We start from the raw sequence: 16,092 nt of genomic DNA on the forward strand, positions 1-16,092 counted from the left end.
GTGTCCCTAGAGATGCCGCTTTCCACCAGTGGGTATAATTTACGATCGCATCGCCTGTTTTTGCTCCGCCTTCAAATCGCGGTTGCTAGCAGCAGCCAACTCCGCATCCAACAGCGTCTTACCAGTCGCAGCCAAATACACATCATCCAAACTCGGTCGAGATTGAGCAATCCCAAAAGTAGGAAGTCCCGCATCTTTCAAAGCTTGCTGAATTGTCACCAGCGCATCGCTTTGCGGTGTTACTACTAAATTGAGAGAATTTCCTTGAGCCGTGTTGACAATTACTTCCTGCACAAAAGGCAGTGATTGCATCAGATTTTTAGCTTTTTCAGCTTCTTCGATCGGGGAAAACTCCCGAATCCGCAGAGTCACCCGATCGCCCCCAACCCGATTTTTCAACTCCTCCGGCGTGCCCTCAGCAATCACCGTACCCTTGTCAATAATCGCCACGCGATCGGCCAAAGCGTCAACTTCTTCGAGATAGTGACTCGTAATCAAAACCGTCGTACCTTCCTCCCGCAAGCGGCGCAGGAAATCCCACACTACCACCCGGCTTTCAATATCGAGCCCGACAGTCGGTTCGTCTAACACCAAAACATCCGGCTGGTGAAGCAACCCAGCAGCTAAGTCGAGGCGTTTGCGGATACCGCCGGAATAAGTGCCCGTCTTTTTATTTTCCCACTCCTCCAAACCGAGGAGTTGCACCATTTTGTCAATCCGCCCTTTAATCGTATTGCGCGGCAAATGGTAAAGCGCTGCTTGCAGTTGCAGGAGTTCCCGCCCCGTCAGCACCTTATCGAGAGCCACTTCTTGGGCGACATAGCCTAGTCTTTGTCTGGCAATTCTCGGCTGACTGACAGCAGAAATGCCCGACACTTCAATGCGTCCGCTATCGGGCGCACTCAAAGTACAAAGTACCCGCAGGGTTGTGGTTTTGCCTGCACCGTTGGGGCCTAGCAAACCAAATATTTCCCCCGGTTCTACCTTGAAGGAAACATCTTTAACGGCTTCTACAGTGCCGTAGCGTTTCTGAAGATTTTCAATTAAAACGGCGGGAGCCATATATTTTGGGGATGAACTGGTTGTTAATATTTTGACACTTCCGGGCTCAAATTGCCGGAATGGTCGATCGACCAATGCGATTGGCTGTGCTTGTAACGATCGCACACTCCTCCTCAACCGGAAACTGCTTATAGTTTTGATTCTTAATGCCAGTTTAAAAAATATTAACTTTATAGCGGTTCTCAACCCTGATGTTTATCAGTTTTCCCAATCTCCCATCTCCAATCTTAGCTCCAAAAAATTATGAGTTTTGAGTTAATTATAACTTCTCAGTTAGTAACTCAAAACTCACAATTGTTCAACAAGTAGAGATGCACCCGAAACCTGTTATTTTATAATTATCTCTACCTATAGGCTGATGTCTAACGCGATTTTGATAATTCACACCGCTCTCAAACACCTCAAACTGTCCGGCTAAGTATTAAACACAGAAAACTTCATCAGGTTGCCATTTTTACTTTTAACCAGTTCCCAAAAAAATGTAACTGTGTGGCAGCTCTAAACCCCGATAGTTATCAGTCATTCCCCATTCTTTAATCGAAAATCGAAAATGGTATTAATTCCCCTAAACGGAGTTGACTGTGGCGTGTTTAATCGACAATTTTTATCCAACCGCGACGCACGTTGTAGAGCAGTCGGTTGATGATGGCATACTCATCTTCATTCAGCGTTCTTTCTAAGAGTGCAGATCTGAGCTGCCTCCGGTCGTGGCGAGTCACGACGCTGGAGAACATGACCTGACCAAATAACTCTTCGAGTGTCATTTGGGAGACTGACATGATAAACCTCCTTGTTGATTGAGACAGATAAAATTTTAACAGGCTTGTTGTATTTGTATTATGCACTCTGGGAGTGGCTCCAAAGGCGATCGAAAACATTGACACGGTGTGATTTTTTGGTTAAAAATCTGTGACCAAGACTTTGATGCCAAGTGACTTGGATCTCTTAAATTGGTGATCCTTGTCACTAAAGTCAGGAGGAAGAAGTCAGAAGTCAGAGGGAAAAAGACCATCAAGCGCGATCGCCAAATAATCGCTTCGCTTATCGCCCTCAAAAGCTCTCCATCCCCTCCTCATGGCTTCTCAAAACCTCATGTTCCCCTATGCCAATTTTGCAGCTAATTGAGGCATCGGTCAATAGTCGCCACAACCGACTCGGCCAACTCTTTCAGCGCGTAACCCCCCTCCAAACCAAAGGCGATGCGGCGGGTGATTTGCAGGCAGTATCCGGTGAAAGTACCGAAATCTGACGGCATCAGAGTCATGCTCGCCAGCGGATCGGACGCAGTAGCGTCATAACCGGCGCTGACAATCAACAAATCCGGTTCAAAGTTTGACAAAAACGGCACGACAAGAGATTCAAAGGCACTCAGGTATTCAGCTATGCCGCCGCCCGGATACAGGGGAATGTTCAGCACGTTGTCGTAGGCTCCGCGCTCCTCGGCATCTCCCGTTCCCGGATAGCACGGAGATTGGTGCAGGGAACAGTAGGCAATTTGCCGGCAGTTTTCCACCAAAGATTGAGTGCCGTTGCCGTGGTGCACGTCCCAGTCGAGGACGGCGACGCGGTTGATTCCCGGCTGTTCCAGGGCGTAGTGAGCGGCGATCGCAGCATTAGAAAACAAGCAAAAACCCATCGCGCGGGCGTTTTCGGCGTGATGTCCCGGCGGTCTGGCCAGCACAAAAGCCGGTTCCCCCGCAGCCACCACTCGATCGACCCCATCGAGCCAAGCACTCGCCGCTAGCAGCGCTACGTCGTAACTTTCAGCAGAAATCGGCGTATCACCGTCGAGGTAGCCGCCTCCCCGATGAGCCAAATGTTCGATTTCTTTGATGTATCTTTGCGAGTGAACTTTTTTGATAGCCGAGAACAGTTGTTGTTCGCGGTGCGCCACTGGGGTGGGCAGTTGCCACTCAATTTGAGTCGCCCAAGGAGCCGCTTTCAGAGCGTTGGCGATCGCCGTTAAACGTTCTGGTCGCTCTGGGTGAAGCATTCCAGTCTTGTGCAGCAAGAAATCGTCGGAGTAGATGACGGGTAGCATCAGCAGATTTTAGAGTTAATATTTGAGATTTTAGATTTTCTGTTTGCTTTAATTCGGCCTTCGGCTTTGTGAAATTAAAATTTCGATCGAGTAACCATTTTAATTTCTTATAGGAGCGTCAAAAAAGCTCACGAAAGCATGAAACCCGACCGCCTAAAAAAACCTTTTTAGCTTTTGCCAACTGCTGACAAAATCACCAACTGACAAATTATCAATTGTGCTTGTTTCGTCCCTTAATTTTTCTGGCAACTTTCCCATAAAGTCAAAGGCAAATTGTGATATAATTTCAGGAGTAATTTGCAATATTTGGCAGCTCTACTGAATCCAAACCGATTTTATCGCATTTTTGAGATTTATAGCCGTCAAATTTAAATTTTTAACGGAGTTTTTCAACCTATGAGCACCTCTGAGTCGCGGATAATCCCGACGGATCTGGGTAATGAGATGTCCCGATCGTACTTGGAATACGCCATGAGCGTAATTGTCGGTCGGGCGCTACCAGATGCCAGGGACGGTCTCAAGCCCGTTCACCGACGCATTCTCTACGCCATGAACGAATTGGGCTTGACTCCCGATCGACCTTTCCGCAAATGCGCCCGCGTCGTGGGGGAGGTGCTGGGCAAGTATCACCCGCACGGAGATACAGCGGTTTACGACGCCCTGGTGCGGATGGCTCAGGATTTCTCCATGCGGGAACGCCTGATCAACGGCCACGGCAACTTCGGCTCCGTTGACAACGACCCGCCCGCTGCAATGCGTTACACCGAGTGTCGCCTGACAGCTCTCACTAGCGACTCGATGCTGCGCGACATCGACTCGGAAACAGTTGATTTCGGCGACAACTTCGACGGTTCCCAGCAAGAACCCCTCGTACTCCCGGCACGCATCCCCCAAATTTTGCTCAACGGTTCCTCCGGGATTGCTGTGGGGATGGCCACCAACATTCCGCCGCACAATTTAGGCGAAATAATTGACGGTTTAGTAGCACTAATTCACAATCCAGGAATTACTGACCTGGAATTGATGCAGTACATCCCCGGCCCGGACTTTCCCACCGGAGGGCAAATTCTGGGCAGAGGGGGCATTCGCGATGCTTACACCACCGGGCGCGGTTCGATTACAATGCGCGGAGTCGCCGGCATTGAAACCATCGAACATCCCGGCCGCCCCGACAAAGAAGCAATTATTATCACCGAATTGCCTTACCAAACAAACAAGGCAGCGCTAATTGAGAAAATTGCCGAACTTGTCAACGACAAAAGATTAGATGGAATTTCCGACATTCGCGACGAAAGCGATAGAGACGGAATGCGCATCGTGATCGAACTCAAGCGCGACGCCTATCCCCGCGTCGTCCTCAACAACCTCTATAAACAAACACCCCTCCAAGCCAACTTTGGAGCCAATATGTTAGCGCTAGTAAACGGGGAACCCCAACTACTTACGCTCTCCCAATTCCTCAATGTCTTCCTAGATTTCCGCATTGAGACAATTACTCGCCGGACTCAATATGAGCTCCGCAAAGCAGAAGAACGCGACCACCTTCTGCAAGGCTTATTAATTGCCCTAGACAACTTAGATGCAATTATTCACCTAATTCGCGCCGCTGCAGACTCCGCAGCAGCCAAACAGGAATTGATGGATAATTACGGTCTTTCGGAACAGCAATCCGATGCAATTCTGCAAATGCAGCTCCGGCGTTTGACAGCATTAGAAGCGCAAAAAATTCAGCAAGAACACGAAGAACTGCGAGCAAAAATCTCCGATTTGGAAGATATCTTAGCGCGGCGGGAACGCATCTTAGAAATCGCCGAATTTGAAGCAGTAGAAATCCAAACCAAAATCGCCACTCCTAGACGCAGCGTCATCGAACACGCCGAAGGAGAAATCGATGAAAGAGATTTAATTGCCAACGAACAAGCAATTATTCTGATCACCGAGCAAGGCTACATCAAGCGGATGCCTGTCAGCACTTTCGAGGCCCAAAGTCGCGCTACTCGCGGCAAAGCAGGCGCGAAAATGAAAGAAGACGACGGAGTAGAACATTTCCTTTCCTGCTGCGATCATGACAGCGTTTTGTTCTTCAGCGACAGGGGCGTAGTTTACTCTGTCAAAGCTTATCAAATTCCCATCTGTTCCCGGACAGCCCGCGGCACTCCCGTGGTGCAACTGCTGCCGATTCCTATAGAAGAAAAAATCACTTCTATGGTGTCAGTCACAGAATTCACCAGCGAAGAATACTTGGTAATGTTGACTCGCGGCGGCTACATCAAAAAAACCGCACTTTCAGCTTTTGGCAACATCCGCACTAATGGATTAATCGCCATTTCTCTAGAAGAAGGCGACCAACTGCGCTGGGTGCGGAGAGCAAAAGTTGGCGATAGCATCATCATCGGTACGCGCCAAGGCATGGCAATTCATTTCCGCACCAATCACGAACAGTTGCGCCCAGTCGGCCGCGCGACGCGGGGTGTAAAATCAATGAAATTGCGATCGGGCGATGAGTTGATCAGCATGGACATTTTGCCGAGTTCAATTGTTGCCGAAATTGCTGACTTGGAAACTGAAGACTCGGAATTTGAGGGAGCTAATATTGCTCTATTAGAAACTGAAGACTCGGAATTTGAAGGAGCAGAAATTGTTGAATTGGAAAGTGAAGATGCGGAATTGGAAGACGAAGAATTAGAACTGCAAGCCGAGGAAATAGAAGGCGAAGATGCCGAAGAAATTTCGACAGTTAGCAGCGAAGTTCCTTCGGTGTTGGTAATCACCACCAACGGCTACGGGAAGCGGGTTCCAGTTTCTCAATTCCGCCTACAAAGACGGGCGGGCAAAGGATTGACTGCTACTAAATTCAAGTCGAAAAAGGGTAAGGATCAGGTAGCTGCCCTGCGAATTGTAAACGAAAATGACGAGTTGATGATCATTACCAACCGAGGTATTATTATCCGTCAGGCTGTGAGTGCAATTTCTACTCAATCGCGCACAGCAACTGGTGTGCGGGTGCAGCGGTTGGACGAGGATGATTCGATCGTAGCTGTGGCTTTAGTGCCGCCTGCTGGTGAAGAGTCGATCGAAGAATCGGAATCTGAGGAAGCGGTAGAAGAGTCATAGGTTAATAGTTTGTAAGGTGCGCGCTGCGTACCTTACTGCTGAATTGTAAAAATGCGATCGTCTATTCCCGGTTTCTGCCTCCAAGACTGGTCAACATTTAATACTAATTCTGAAAAGATATATGTAGGGACACGGCATTGCCGTGTCCTTAATGCTATTGTTGACAATCGGTCCGATAATTGCCATAGCATAATAGAATCAAAAAGTTAATAGCAAAAGTCTGTAAAAATGCCTTATTTAACAGCAGCAAACGACATCAAAGCACTCATTGCTAAATTTGCCCAAGCTAAAATCCTGTGGGTGGATACAGAAATCGCTGACTATAAATCCAACCCCAGATTATCTCTGATTCAGGTGTTAGCTGACTCCACAGATTCCACGGGAGATGCCACTTTTCTACTAGATGTCTTGGATCAACCTGAATTGACCAAAGATTTCATCAACCAAATCATGGTCAATCCAGATATTGAAAAAGTTTTGCACAACGCCAGCTATGACATCAGATTTCTGGGCAATGACGACGCTCAAAATGTCACTTGCACGTTAAAAATGGCGAGAAAAATTCCAGCTTACATTCTGCCATTACCTAATCGACAACTCAAAACTTTAATAGAAACACTTTGCGGCATTGCTTATGTAGATAAAACAGAACAAAGCGGCGATTGGGCAAAGCGTCCCCTGACCCAGAAGCAGCTAGAATATGCCAAGATGGACGCGGTTTATTTAGCTGGAGTGCATCGCCGCCTGCTAGAAATCCTTGCCCAATGTTACCCAGAGCCCGCAACAGAAAACTTGACAGCATTGGGCGAAAAATATCAGGAAATAGAATCTCAGTGGAAGCCGCTAGATTCAGAAATCGCTGAAGTGAAAGAACGGATTAAAGCAGGGATGCTAGCCCAGAAGCTCAAAGACAGTTCTTATTTTGAGCTTTCCAGTTCCCTAACGATGAAAGTAGATTTTCTCACCCTGGCAAGACTGACGCAAACTGAGGGAATTGAGTTAAATTTTCCGGTAACGCTGACGAAAGAAATTCAAAAACAGTTAGGCGAACTCATCGCCGATCCATCTTTGGAAGTTGAGGAGATTGCTAGTTTGCGGTTGAATTCCAACCTACAGCAACGGCGAAAATCTACTAAGAACATTGCGCCGGAACCGGAGAGTGAGGATTTAACTGCATTGGGTGAAAGGTACAAAGAAATTTTGCCTGAATGGAAGTTGCTGGATTCAGAAGTTGAGCATCTGAAAGAGCGCATTAAAAAAGCAATGTTGGTGCACAATAAGGAAAATACTCCCGATTTTAAGTTATCCAGTTCCTCGATTTTGAAGGTAGATTTTGCTAGATTGACAAAACTTGCCCTATCTGTGGGAGTTGAGTTAGATTTTATGGTGACGCTGACTCAATACATCCAAAAGCGGTTAGGGGAAGCTATTAACAAAATTGATGTGCAAATTGAGTATATTACCAGTTGGCGGATGACGGCTAAGACGGGGGAAGATGAAGAGGAAGAAATTCCGTTTTAACTACTAAAATATCACATTTCCTCTCATTTTTCTGTGTTCTCTGGGGGCTGGGAGGGTGACAAAAAGGTCTAGGAATAAGACCGAATAAGGGTGGCAGCCTGTATATCCTGTTGATAAAAGCGACGTTTATTATGAGTTAAATTCATTAACTCTTGTACAAATTCAGAATATTTATCCAAATAATTCACCCAGTCCTCTCTATCTTGCGCCAACGCATCCATGTAATCCGTCTGTGGTATTTTTTGCTTTGTTCTTTAGGTGGAACTTCCCCGCTTTGGGGCAGGGCTGTTTCATTCGAGCTAGGGGCAAACCCCCGGTGGTTGCCCCGATATTTGAAACAGTGATTCCCTCGTCCGTGGAGAGGGTAGGCACGGGGCACTACCCCTACAAAACGATGATTTCCCTGAGAATGAAACAGCCCTACCTGCAGCCAAGTTCGATCGCCGAAACTTCCAAATTGCTGTTTCCAAGTTGGCGCGTTTGCATGATTAGTCCTTCGAGGTTCCACCTGGGTTATTCAGATTTAAGGGATGCCATATCGATACAGAAGCGGTATTTCACATCGGACTTGAGCAGTCTTTCGTAGGCTTCATTGACCTTCTGGATGGGGATGACTTCAACATCGGCGGTGATGTTATGTTCGCCGCAGAAGTCGAGCATCTCTTGGGTTTCGGCGATGCCGCCGATGTTAGATCCCGAGAGACTGCGGCGGCCCATGATCAGGCTAAATGCCGAGACCTCCAGGGGATTCTCCGGTGCGCCAACCAGGGTGATGTTGCCGTCAAGGCGGAGCAGGTTGAGATAGACGTTAATATCGTGCTTGGCGGAGACGGTATCGAGGATGAAATCGAAGCTGCCAGCGTGCTTTTGCATTTCGTCGGCATTGCGGGAAACCACGACTTCGTGGGCACCGAGGCGGAGCGCATCTTCCGTCTTACCGGGCGAGGTGGTGAAGACGACGACGTGGGCACCGAACGCACGGGCGAACTTCACGCCCATGTGACCCAGCCCGCCAAGACCGACTACGCCGACCTTCTTGCCCTTAGTGACGCCCCAGTGGCGCAGGGGCGAGTAGGTGGTGATACCGGCGCAGAGGAGCGGCGCAACCCCGGCGAGATCGAGGTTATCTGGAACGCGCAGAACGAAGCGTTCATCAACGACGATGCTATCGGAGTAACCACCATAGGTCACGCCTCCCAAGTGCTTGTCTGGGGAGTTGTAGGTGAGGGTCAGGGAAGGGCAGAACTGTTCAAGGTTAGCTTTGCACTGGGGACAGGTTCCATCAGAATCAACCATGCAGCCGACTCCTGCCAGATCACCAGGCTTGTACTTCGTCACTGCCGAGCCAACCTGAGTGACCCGTCCCACCATCTCATGACCGGGAACAATGGGGTAGGTAGTAGACATGAAGTCGCTCCACTCATTACGCACCGAATGGACATCGGAGTGACAGATGCCGCAGAAGAGGATTTCGATCTGTACGTCGTGTTCGGTTGGATCGCGCCGTGCGATCGTGTCGGAGGCTAGCGGTGATGTTGCACTGGCTGCGGAATAAGCTTTCGTGTTGTACATGGGTTGATGCTCCTATTTGTTTACTTTTGGCGCCTGGTATTGTTCGTCGCTGACCTTTTCCAGCCAGTCCACGGGTTTGCCGTCGAGTACGTCCTGAGTGGCAATATGAGTCATCGCCGTTGGCGGTGAAGGTGGCGATGGCGATAATGCTTTGTTGTCGTCGTGCGTTTAGGGTTCGATCGGGTTGGCGGCGAACATCACTGCACCGTTTGGCCGCCATCGATGACCATAGCGTGGCCGATCATGAAGGCAGCCGCGTCTGAGCACAGCCAGAGAACTGCCTCCGCGATCTCCTCGGGCTTGCCCATCCGTCCGACCGGCTCCTCGGCAATCACCTTGGCGCGCCCTTCGTCCGTGTCGCCGGTGAAGCGACCCATCATCGGGGTGTCGATGTAGCCGGGACAGACGGCGTTGACGCGGATGTTCTGCGCGGCGTAGTCGAGGGCCGCTGCCTTGGTCAGTCCGATCACGCCATGTTTCGCGGCGGTGTACGCGGGGCTGCCCTTGATGCCGATGATTCCCGCGCCCGAGGACGTGTTGACGATCGCGCCGCCTCCCTGCTTGAGGATCAGCGGGATCTGGTGCTTCATGCACAGGAAAATGCCGCGGAGGTTGATGTCGATAATCCGGTTCCACTCCTCCTCCTCGTACTCCGCAGTCGGAGCTGCCTTCCTCGGCTCGATGCCCGCGTTGTTGAAGGCGAAGTCCAGCCGCCCGAAAGCCTCAACGGTCTTGTCCAGAGCCGCCTTCACGTCCTCGGTTCGCGTCACATCGCACCTGACGGCGATCGCCCGACCGCCGAGTTCTTCGATCGTGCGAGCTGTTTCTTGATTGGCCTGTTCTGAGATGTCAGCGACCACCACGCTGGCACCTTCACGGGCAAACGCCAGGGCCGCAGCTCGACCGATGCCGCTCGCTGCTCCGGTCACAAACGCCACCTTTCCTGTGTAGTCTTCATTCTTTTTCATCGTCATTATTTTTTCCTTATCAATAGGGATGAATTTTTTAAGAAGCAAGGTTAGCTTTGAGGACATTTTGGTTGTCACTCAGCAGGTTTCTTGCCCAATCAAAACAGAGTTTTCTCTTGTATAAAAATCCAGACGTTTGCAATTCGCCGGAATCGTTTTTCATTGCTTTAGCTTCATTCTAAGAATCCTCAAGGGCAAGCAATAGAACGATCGTCTAAGATTGTTGTACAATCCTGCAAACTTAGAAATGAACGCTGCCAAAACGACTGAAAAGTCCGCTAGGTCGTTAATGAACGACCAGCAGGCACAGCGCGAGGCAGATAGAGCACAAGCCCACAGAAACGAACTGACCCAGCGGATTGCACAGGCGATTCGTCATGATGGGACGATTGAGCCGCTGACTGAAAGGATTGCACTTCAATCGCTCCTCCTCACCTTCGGAATGCGTTGATAGTGTCTCTATCCTTGCCTTTTGTGCGATCGCCCAGGGCAGCAAACAAGTTCTTCTGGGCAGCGATCGCGCTTCTGTTGGATGCTAACTATACCTGTTCATTCCTAGTTTCAACCGAACTCAGCGCCGCTTTGAGGGTATGCCAAGCCAAAGTTGCACACTTAACCCGCATCGGATATCGGGAAACACCTTGCATGATATTGAGTTTCTCCAACGGAGGCTCAAACTGAGTATTTCCCGCTGCCATCTCGCGGAACTGTTCTACCATTAAAAGCACCTGTGAAATAGTTTTACCTTTGATAGCGATCGCCATTAAGTCAGCAGAAGCAAGGCACAAAGCACAACCTGCGCCTTCAAATTTAATATCTGCAATTTTACTTTCTGCTTCATCTAGTAGCAGCGTTAAATCAACCACATCACCGCAATAGGGATTTTCTCCTCGGTGTTGACGGTGTACTGGGTCAGTTTTTCCTTTGTTTTGCGGTTTTCTGGCGTGTGTCAAAATTACTTGTTGGTAAATTTGGCGATCGTTAGTTTTCATAATCTCTTCACTCTTTAAAATTATTTAATAGCAACTGCTTGTAATCGTCCGGGGTATCAATATCAATCGCAGCTTCGGGTATTAGCAGAAGCAATCCTGTATGTATATATTTTTGTATTAACGCTTTTGCACCTTTATCTCCTTCAAGCTGCATCAGTTCGGGAAATAAGGCATTGCTAAACAGGGCAGGTACGCCTGTAGTTTCGTTATACTTTGAGGCAATAATTACTTTTTTTGTTTCTTGATAAGACTGAATCAATTGATTGAAAATTTGGGTAGAAACTAGCGGCTGATCTGCAAGTGAGATGATAACTGCATCAATTTTAGAGTTAGTTTTCAGTAGCATACTAATACCAGCGCGGATAGAAGAAGACATTCCCTCTTGCCATTGGGAGTTCTCTACAACTTGCACTGCCTTTGGCATTAGTTCCGGTTTAATTTGTTCTACATAAGCTCCCAGGACTACTATGATAGGTTGGCACAGAGAAGCTAAGGCAACTTCAACCGCATGGAGTATCAGGCTGCGTCCTTGATAAGAAAGCAATTGTTTTGGTCTTCCCATGCGGGTTGCAGAGCCAGCAGCGAGAATAACTAGACCAATTTTAAAGACCATACCGAATTTTTTGATTTTTGATTATTAAAAACATACTCGTATTAGCCATTAATTTTTTGATAATTGACTATTGATTGAATCATGAATTGGTACAGTGCGATTTCTTAAAAAACCGCCTTGATGCTTTGCTGTTACTGCTTGAATTTCGGCGATTATCGCCAGAGCAATCTCTTCGGAATTATCTGCCCCAATGTCGAGTCCCACCGGACTATATAAATTTTGTTCCTGTTGTGGAGTCGGGATAACTCCTTCTTCTTGTAGTTCTTGCAATAATCGGGCTGTTCTTTTCTTAGGGCCAAGTACACCTAAGTATTTTAAGCCAGAAGGCAATAACACTCTCAGCAATTCCAGGTCGTCTAAATAATTATGAGTCATAACTACAGCAACAGTACGCTCATCTATCTCGATGTTTTTTAATACATCCTGAGGAGAACAAAATTTAACTCGATCGGCTTCTTGAAAACGCTTTCGGCTTGCTTCCCGTTGGCGGTGATCGACTACAGTAATATGCCATCCTAACTGTTTGCCAAAGCGAACAACGGGAAGAACGTCATACCCAGCACCCAAAATTACCAGCGACAGCGGCGGCCCAATGACTTGAATAAAAACTTCAACTTTCCCGCCTGTTAACTGATATTGTTTCCCTACCGAGGTTTTGTGTTGAAGTGCTGCTTGTGTATCCCTTAAAACCGCTGCTGCTAATTCCTCATCGCTGATGTGGTTGATGATATCTGAATTTAGTAGCAAGCGATCGCCTATTTGAGATTTGCTTTCACCCTCTATATTAAATACAGTTGCAATAGCACACTCAAACCGAGCATCAAAGCATTTGTGAACAAAACTAATTTGGTTCGGCTCGTTTACTGGCAACGATTCAATCAAAACATAAGCAATGCCTTGACAGCCAAGCCCCAATCCCCAAATTAAATCTTCCTCGGAGGTGGAGTCATACTTAACCACACAGGGACTACCAGTGTTCATTACCTGCTGTGCTTTCTCAAATACATCACTTTCCAAACAGCCACCGCTAATTGCACCTACTATCAAGCCATCTGCACTCATCAACATTCGCGCACCAGGACGGCGATAAGTTGAACCTTCCACTTTAACTAAAGTTGCCAATGCTAGCTTTTTCGTGGTGTCTTTTACTTGCTCTAAAGCAGCCTTAATATCGTGTAGTTCTTTCATTGGTCAGCCTAAAAATTTTTGTAAGCTGTAGCGCATTTAAATTGTATATTCAGGGCGGGCGGGACGCCCACCCCACAAGACTTTAATTTTTTTTGACCTACAATTTAAATGCCGCAACAGCTTATCTCACTGTTTAAGTTTGATTATAAGGACTTCAGCATAGGGGACGATATAACGATACTTGCAAGTTATTGTACAATCCTGCAAAATTCTTCTTCTAAACTAATCATGGGACGAGCGTGTAAAGCTTTGGTGTGATGACTTTTAGCTTACTTGCTTGTCCCTTTCTTATCCCGAACTCACGTTACATATAAATCGCACGGCTCAGACGAACCCCGAAATCGGCATCCGGATTTGTCGTGGCGTCTCCAAGACGCTCTTGCATCACTGCAACTGCTAAGTCCCGGCGCTTTGGCGATCGTGATGCGTCGGCAGATGCCAGGGCTGCCGCCATCTGTTCGCGCGTGAGATCGGTGCAATAGCAGGGCGTGCCTGGTTGCTGACGCCACGAATCGGCGATCGTGCCCGCGTCGAAAGCATCAAGCCCGGTGTCTTCGACGAGGGCCATCGCCACGGAGCGATCGTTCTCGCGGTCAGCAGCCACAGGGAGGGCAATACGGTCAGGACTTCCAGCAGGCTTGCCCTTGGTGGCGAAGGAGCCAGACCCGATCGCGTTCCACGCCTTGGCGATCGGCCGGCCTAGCTGTTCGGCAACCCAAAGGCTCTCAACCTGCCCGGCCTCGATGGCATCGATCTTGTCGTCGCGGTGGGGATAGTAATTCGACGTGTCAATGACGACTGTCTCGGCTGGTAGGTTGGCGATTAGCGGCGCGATTGTGGGAATGCGGTTAAGAGGGATCGAGAGGATCACCACGTCAACTTCCTCCACCGCTTGGGCCGTCGAGACCGCGCGTGCGCCCAAAGCCAGCACATCGGCCTCGATCGTCTCTGGGCCGCGAGAGTTGGCCACCTTCACGTCATGTCCGGCCGCACTGAGTTTGCCTGCCAAAGTCTTCCCGATATGGCCAGTGCCAAGAATGCCTATCTTCATAAAACGATTTCCTTGTATTGGGTAAGAGGGTTATTCCGTGGGAGTTTCGTCGGCGCGCCGATCAACCAGATCGAGCAGTTCGGCCCGGTGTGCTGTCGCCCAAGCACGGAAACTGGTTCCGGGCCGACCCAGCAGATATGGGATGTCGTCGCGCACCGTGCCGAAATAGCCCAGCCGCCCGTCGGCCAGTTGCGTGCAGAATTCTATCGAGATCTTGGCGTACCAGTCCTCGACCTTCAACCCGCCCGCATTGAACAAGGCTTCCATGTCCGCTGGATGGCGCACGTCGCAGGTGATCGTGCGACCCATGACCTCGCTCAACATGATGGCGAGTTCGGGCCCCGTCATCGTCTCGGTGCTGAGATAATAGTTCTTCGAGGCGTGGTTCTCGGGTCCGTCGCGCAAGACCTTGGCCGTGACCGCCGCAATATCTGTAACGGCGATGTAGCCGACCCGCTGCTCTCCCCAGAACACCGGGAACGAACCGCCCGTCGGCGGCGACACGTTCAACATTCCATCCATGAACATATTGGGGTGCAGATGCGTCCAGGGTATGCCACTGGCCTCGATGTAGCACTCGACCAGCGCGAACCAGGAGAATTTCGAGTCGGTGCAGTCGTCGTTGGCAAAGACGCCCTGATTGACGATGTGCTTCACCCCCGCCTTCTTGGCGGCGTCGACCAGCGTCTTTGTCTGGTGCGTCATGGCGATCGTGTAGCCGGTCAGGATATTGAGCCGATCCACACCGCAGAGCGCGGGCCCGAATGTGCGCGGATCGTCGAGGTCGAACAGCACCGCGTCGCGACCTTCATTCCGCAACCGCTCCAGATCCTCCTGCTTACGCACCCCGATACGGATGCGTGCGTCGCTCGGGTTTCGGTCGAAATCCTCCAAAATGAAGCGGCCGGTCTGGCCGGTGACGCCCATAAGGAAGATGAGTGGGCTGTTGTCGGTCGCCATGATTGCTCTCCGCTTGTTTGTGTGGATGTCGAACGGGAAGAGGCGTGGCGCGGCTCGATGATCGTGTGACGAGCCATGTCACGTCTCACTGTTGTCGTCGGTCGGGACGATCGGCGTGACGGGCGAGGAAGTTGTTCTCCAGCCCATGACCGCCTTCACATGAACAGCGCGCGGGTCAGGCGCACGGCATAGTCAGAATCAGGGTTGGTAGTGCTATCACCCACCCGCTCCATGATCGCCTCGATCGCAAGCTCGCGGCGCCTGGGCAAGCGCTCACGTTCCGCCGAGGCGAGCGCGGCAGGCATCTCCTCGCGGCTGAGGTCTGTGCAGTAACAGGGCGATCCGGGCTGCTGGCGCCAGGACTCGGCAAGCGTGCCTGAATAAACCGCGTCGAGACCGGTTTCGTCGACCAGCGTCATCGCCACGTCGCGCTCCCGGTCGCCATCGGCGGCGACGGGGATTGCGATGCGACCCGCTGCCCCTGCAGGCGCGCCCTTGTCGGCGAAGGATGCGGACGTGATCGCGTTCCACGCCTTGGCAATTGGGCGACCGATCTGCTCGGCGACCCACTCGCTCTCGGCCTGCCCGCCTTCGATCGCCGCAATTTCGCCGTCACGCTTGGGATAATAGTTGGACGTGTCGATGACCACCGTTTCGGCGGGCACGTCTGCGAACAGTGGTGCGATCCGGGGGATGGCGCCAAGCGGCGTGGACATGATCACCACATCAACCCGTGTGACCGCCTCCGCGGAGGTGACCGCACGGGCACCGTTCTTGAGGATGTCGACGTCGATTGTCTCGGGACCGCGCGAATTGGCGACCTTCACGTCGTGTCCGGCCGCGCTCAGTTTTGTCACCAGCGTCGTGCCGATATGGCCCGTGCCAAGAATGCCTATCTTCATAAAAAGATTTCCTTGTACTGGGTAAGAGTCTCATTCCACTGCTGTACATCATTTGGGCCGGTCTTAGCCCGAGTGATTCTCGAAGTAGGGGCGCGCGGCCTCGTCCGC

At 50.2% G+C, this 16,092-nt stretch carries 16 protein-coding genes; 4 read left to right on the forward strand and 12 right to left on the reverse strand.

The features are described 5' to 3' along the window. Window positions 1-39: 39 nt before the first annotated feature. The 3 genes from QUB33_RS13865 to QUB33_RS13875 form a co-directional block, all read right to left on the reverse strand. Complete coding sequence (locus tag QUB33_RS13865) at window positions 40-1,062, reverse strand: ATP-binding cassette domain-containing protein (RefSeq protein WP_333351211.1); 1,023 nt, start codon at window positions 1,060-1,062, stop codon at window positions 40-42. Between the two features lie 590 nt (window positions 1,063-1,652). Beyond that, window positions 1,653-1,841, reverse strand: a complete 189-nt coding sequence (locus QUB33_RS13870; RefSeq protein ID WP_333351212.1) for a hypothetical protein — start codon at window positions 1,839-1,841, stop codon at window positions 1,653-1,655. Window positions 1,842-2,179: 338 nt separating this feature from the next. Next, window positions 2,180-3,103, reverse strand: a complete 924-nt coding sequence (locus QUB33_RS13875) for a histone deacetylase (RefSeq protein WP_333351213.1) — start codon at window positions 3,101-3,103, stop codon at window positions 2,180-2,182. Between the two features lie 396 nt (window positions 3,104-3,499). Here QUB33_RS13875 and gyrA point away from each other — a divergent pair, with 396 nt between their 5' ends. Continuing rightward, entirely contained in the window at window positions 3,500-6,217 is a 2,718-nt protein-coding gene (gene gyrA / locus QUB33_RS13880) for a DNA gyrase subunit A (RefSeq protein WP_333351214.1), read from the forward strand. 228 nt (window positions 6,218-6,445) lie between these two features. Then, on the forward strand, window positions 6,446-7,738 hold the full coding sequence (locus tag QUB33_RS13885) for a ribonuclease D (RefSeq protein ID WP_333351215.1): 1,293 nt from the start codon (window positions 6,446-6,448) through the stop codon (window positions 7,736-7,738). Window positions 7,739-8,251: 513 nt separating this feature from the next. On the opposite strand, the gene QUB33_RS13890 is transcribed toward QUB33_RS13885, so the two are convergent. From QUB33_RS13890 to QUB33_RS13900, 3 genes are all read right to left on the reverse strand, one after another. After that, window positions 8,252-9,310, reverse strand: a complete 1,059-nt coding sequence (locus QUB33_RS13890; protein WP_333351216.1) for an NAD(P)-dependent alcohol dehydrogenase — start codon at window positions 9,308-9,310, stop codon at window positions 8,252-8,254. A 197-nt stretch (window positions 9,311-9,507) separates the two neighbouring features. Continuing rightward, window positions 9,508-10,284, reverse strand: a complete 777-nt coding sequence (locus tag QUB33_RS13895; RefSeq protein ID WP_333351217.1) for an SDR family oxidoreductase — start codon at window positions 10,282-10,284, stop codon at window positions 9,508-9,510. A 31-nt stretch (window positions 10,285-10,315) separates the two neighbouring features. Beyond that, complete coding sequence (locus QUB33_RS13900; protein ID WP_333351218.1) at window positions 10,316-10,441, reverse strand: hypothetical protein; 126 nt, start codon at window positions 10,439-10,441, stop codon at window positions 10,316-10,318. Between the two features lie 84 nt (window positions 10,442-10,525). Here QUB33_RS13900 and QUB33_RS13905 point away from each other — a divergent pair, with 84 nt between their 5' ends. Further along, window positions 10,526-10,729 (forward strand): hypothetical protein, encoded by a 204-nt coding sequence (locus QUB33_RS13905; RefSeq protein WP_333351219.1) that lies wholly within the window; start codon window positions 10,526-10,528, stop codon window positions 10,727-10,729. Next, on the forward strand, window positions 10,689-10,817 hold the full coding sequence (locus tag QUB33_RS29675; protein WP_445299523.1) for an AraC family transcriptional regulator N-terminal domain-containing protein: 129 nt from the start codon (window positions 10,689-10,691) through the stop codon (window positions 10,815-10,817). The genes QUB33_RS13905 and QUB33_RS29675 overlap by 41 nt, the downstream gene beginning before the upstream one ends. Here the strand turns inward: QUB33_RS29675 and sufU are convergent, their stop codons facing one another. The 6 genes from sufU to QUB33_RS13935 form a co-directional block, all read right to left on the reverse strand. After that, window positions 10,818-11,270, reverse strand: coding sequence for a Fe-S cluster assembly sulfur transfer protein SufU (gene sufU, locus QUB33_RS13910; RefSeq protein ID WP_333133461.1), 453 nt, complete (start codon window positions 11,268-11,270; stop codon window positions 10,818-10,820). Window positions 11,271-11,277: 7 nt separating this feature from the next. Further along, window positions 11,278-11,883 carry a nucleotidyltransferase family protein gene (locus tag QUB33_RS13915; protein WP_333351220.1) on the reverse strand — a complete coding sequence of 202 codons (606 nt, stop codon included), beginning with the start codon at window positions 11,881-11,883 and terminating at the stop codon, window positions 11,278-11,280. 48 nt (window positions 11,884-11,931) lie between these two features. Then, a complete protein-coding gene (locus QUB33_RS13920; protein ID WP_333351221.1) occupies window positions 11,932-13,071 on the reverse strand; it encodes an XdhC/CoxI family protein in 1,140 nt (379 codons plus the stop codon). 304 nt (window positions 13,072-13,375) lie between these two features. Next, a complete protein-coding gene (locus QUB33_RS13925) occupies window positions 13,376-14,122 on the reverse strand; it encodes an NAD(P)-binding domain-containing protein (protein WP_333351222.1) in 747 nt (248 codons plus the stop codon). 30 nt (window positions 14,123-14,152) lie between these two features. Then, window positions 14,153-15,082 carry an NmrA family NAD(P)-binding protein gene (locus QUB33_RS13930; protein WP_333351223.1) on the reverse strand — a complete coding sequence of 310 codons (930 nt, stop codon included), beginning with the start codon at window positions 15,080-15,082 and terminating at the stop codon, window positions 14,153-14,155. Window positions 15,083-15,237: 155 nt separating this feature from the next. Further along, complete coding sequence (locus QUB33_RS13935; RefSeq protein WP_333191207.1) at window positions 15,238-15,984, reverse strand: NAD(P)-binding domain-containing protein; 747 nt, start codon at window positions 15,982-15,984, stop codon at window positions 15,238-15,240. Between the last annotated feature and the right edge of the window lie 108 nt (window positions 15,985-16,092).

The sequence above is a fragment of the Microcoleus sp. B3-A4 genome (assembly GCF_036705385.1).
In the GTDB taxonomy this organism is placed as follows: Bacteria; Cyanobacteriota; Cyanobacteriia; order Cyanobacteriales; family Microcoleaceae; genus Microcoleus.

What these genes read in the sequence shown, in the direction of transcription:
- QUB33_RS13895 (WP_333351217.1), bottom strand. Translation starts at nt 10,284, where the DNA reads ATGACGATGAAAAAGAATGAAGACTACACAGGAAAGGTGGCGTTTGTG.
- QUB33_RS13900 (WP_333351218.1), bottom strand. Translation starts at nt 10,441, where the DNA reads ATGAAAAACGATTCCGGCGAATTGCAAACGTCTGGATTTTTATACAAG.
- QUB33_RS13925 (WP_333351222.1), bottom strand. Translation starts at nt 14,122, where the DNA reads ATGAAGATAGGCATTCTTGGCACTGGCCATATCGGGAAGACTTTGGCA.
- QUB33_RS13935 (WP_333191207.1), bottom strand. Translation starts at nt 15,984, where the DNA reads ATGAAGATAGGCATTCTTGGCACGGGCCATATCGGCACGACGCTGGTG.
- QUB33_RS13920 (WP_333351221.1), bottom strand. Translation starts at nt 13,071, where the DNA reads ATGAAAGAACTACACGATATTAAGGCTGCTTTAGAGCAAGTAAAAGAC.
- QUB33_RS13870 (WP_333351212.1), bottom strand. Translation starts at nt 1,841, where the DNA reads ATGTCAGTCTCCCAAATGACACTCGAAGAGTTATTTGGTCAGGTCATG.
- gyrA (WP_333351214.1), top strand. Translation starts at nt 3,500, where the DNA reads ATGAGCACCTCTGAGTCGCGGATAATCCCGACGGATCTGGGTAATGAG.
- sufU (WP_333133461.1), bottom strand. Translation starts at nt 11,270, where the DNA reads ATGAAAACTAACGATCGCCAAATTTACCAACAAGTAATTTTGACACAC.
- QUB33_RS13930 (WP_333351223.1), bottom strand. Translation starts at nt 15,082, where the DNA reads ATGGCGACCGACAACAGCCCACTCATCTTCCTTATGGGCGTCACCGGC.
- QUB33_RS13915 (WP_333351220.1), bottom strand. Translation starts at nt 11,883, where the DNA reads ATGGTCTTTAAAATTGGTCTAGTTATTCTCGCTGCTGGCTCTGCAACC.
- QUB33_RS13885 (WP_333351215.1), top strand. Translation starts at nt 6,446, where the DNA reads ATGCCTTATTTAACAGCAGCAAACGACATCAAAGCACTCATTGCTAAA.
- QUB33_RS13890 (WP_333351216.1), bottom strand. Translation starts at nt 9,310, where the DNA reads ATGTACAACACGAAAGCTTATTCCGCAGCCAGTGCAACATCACCGCTA.
- QUB33_RS13875 (WP_333351213.1), bottom strand. Translation starts at nt 3,103, where the DNA reads ATGCTACCCGTCATCTACTCCGACGATTTCTTGCTGCACAAGACTGGA.
- QUB33_RS13905 (WP_333351219.1), top strand. Translation starts at nt 10,526, where the DNA reads ATGAACGCTGCCAAAACGACTGAAAAGTCCGCTAGGTCGTTAATGAAC.
- QUB33_RS13865 (WP_333351211.1), bottom strand. Translation starts at nt 1,062, where the DNA reads ATGGCTCCCGCCGTTTTAATTGAAAATCTTCAGAAACGCTACGGCACT.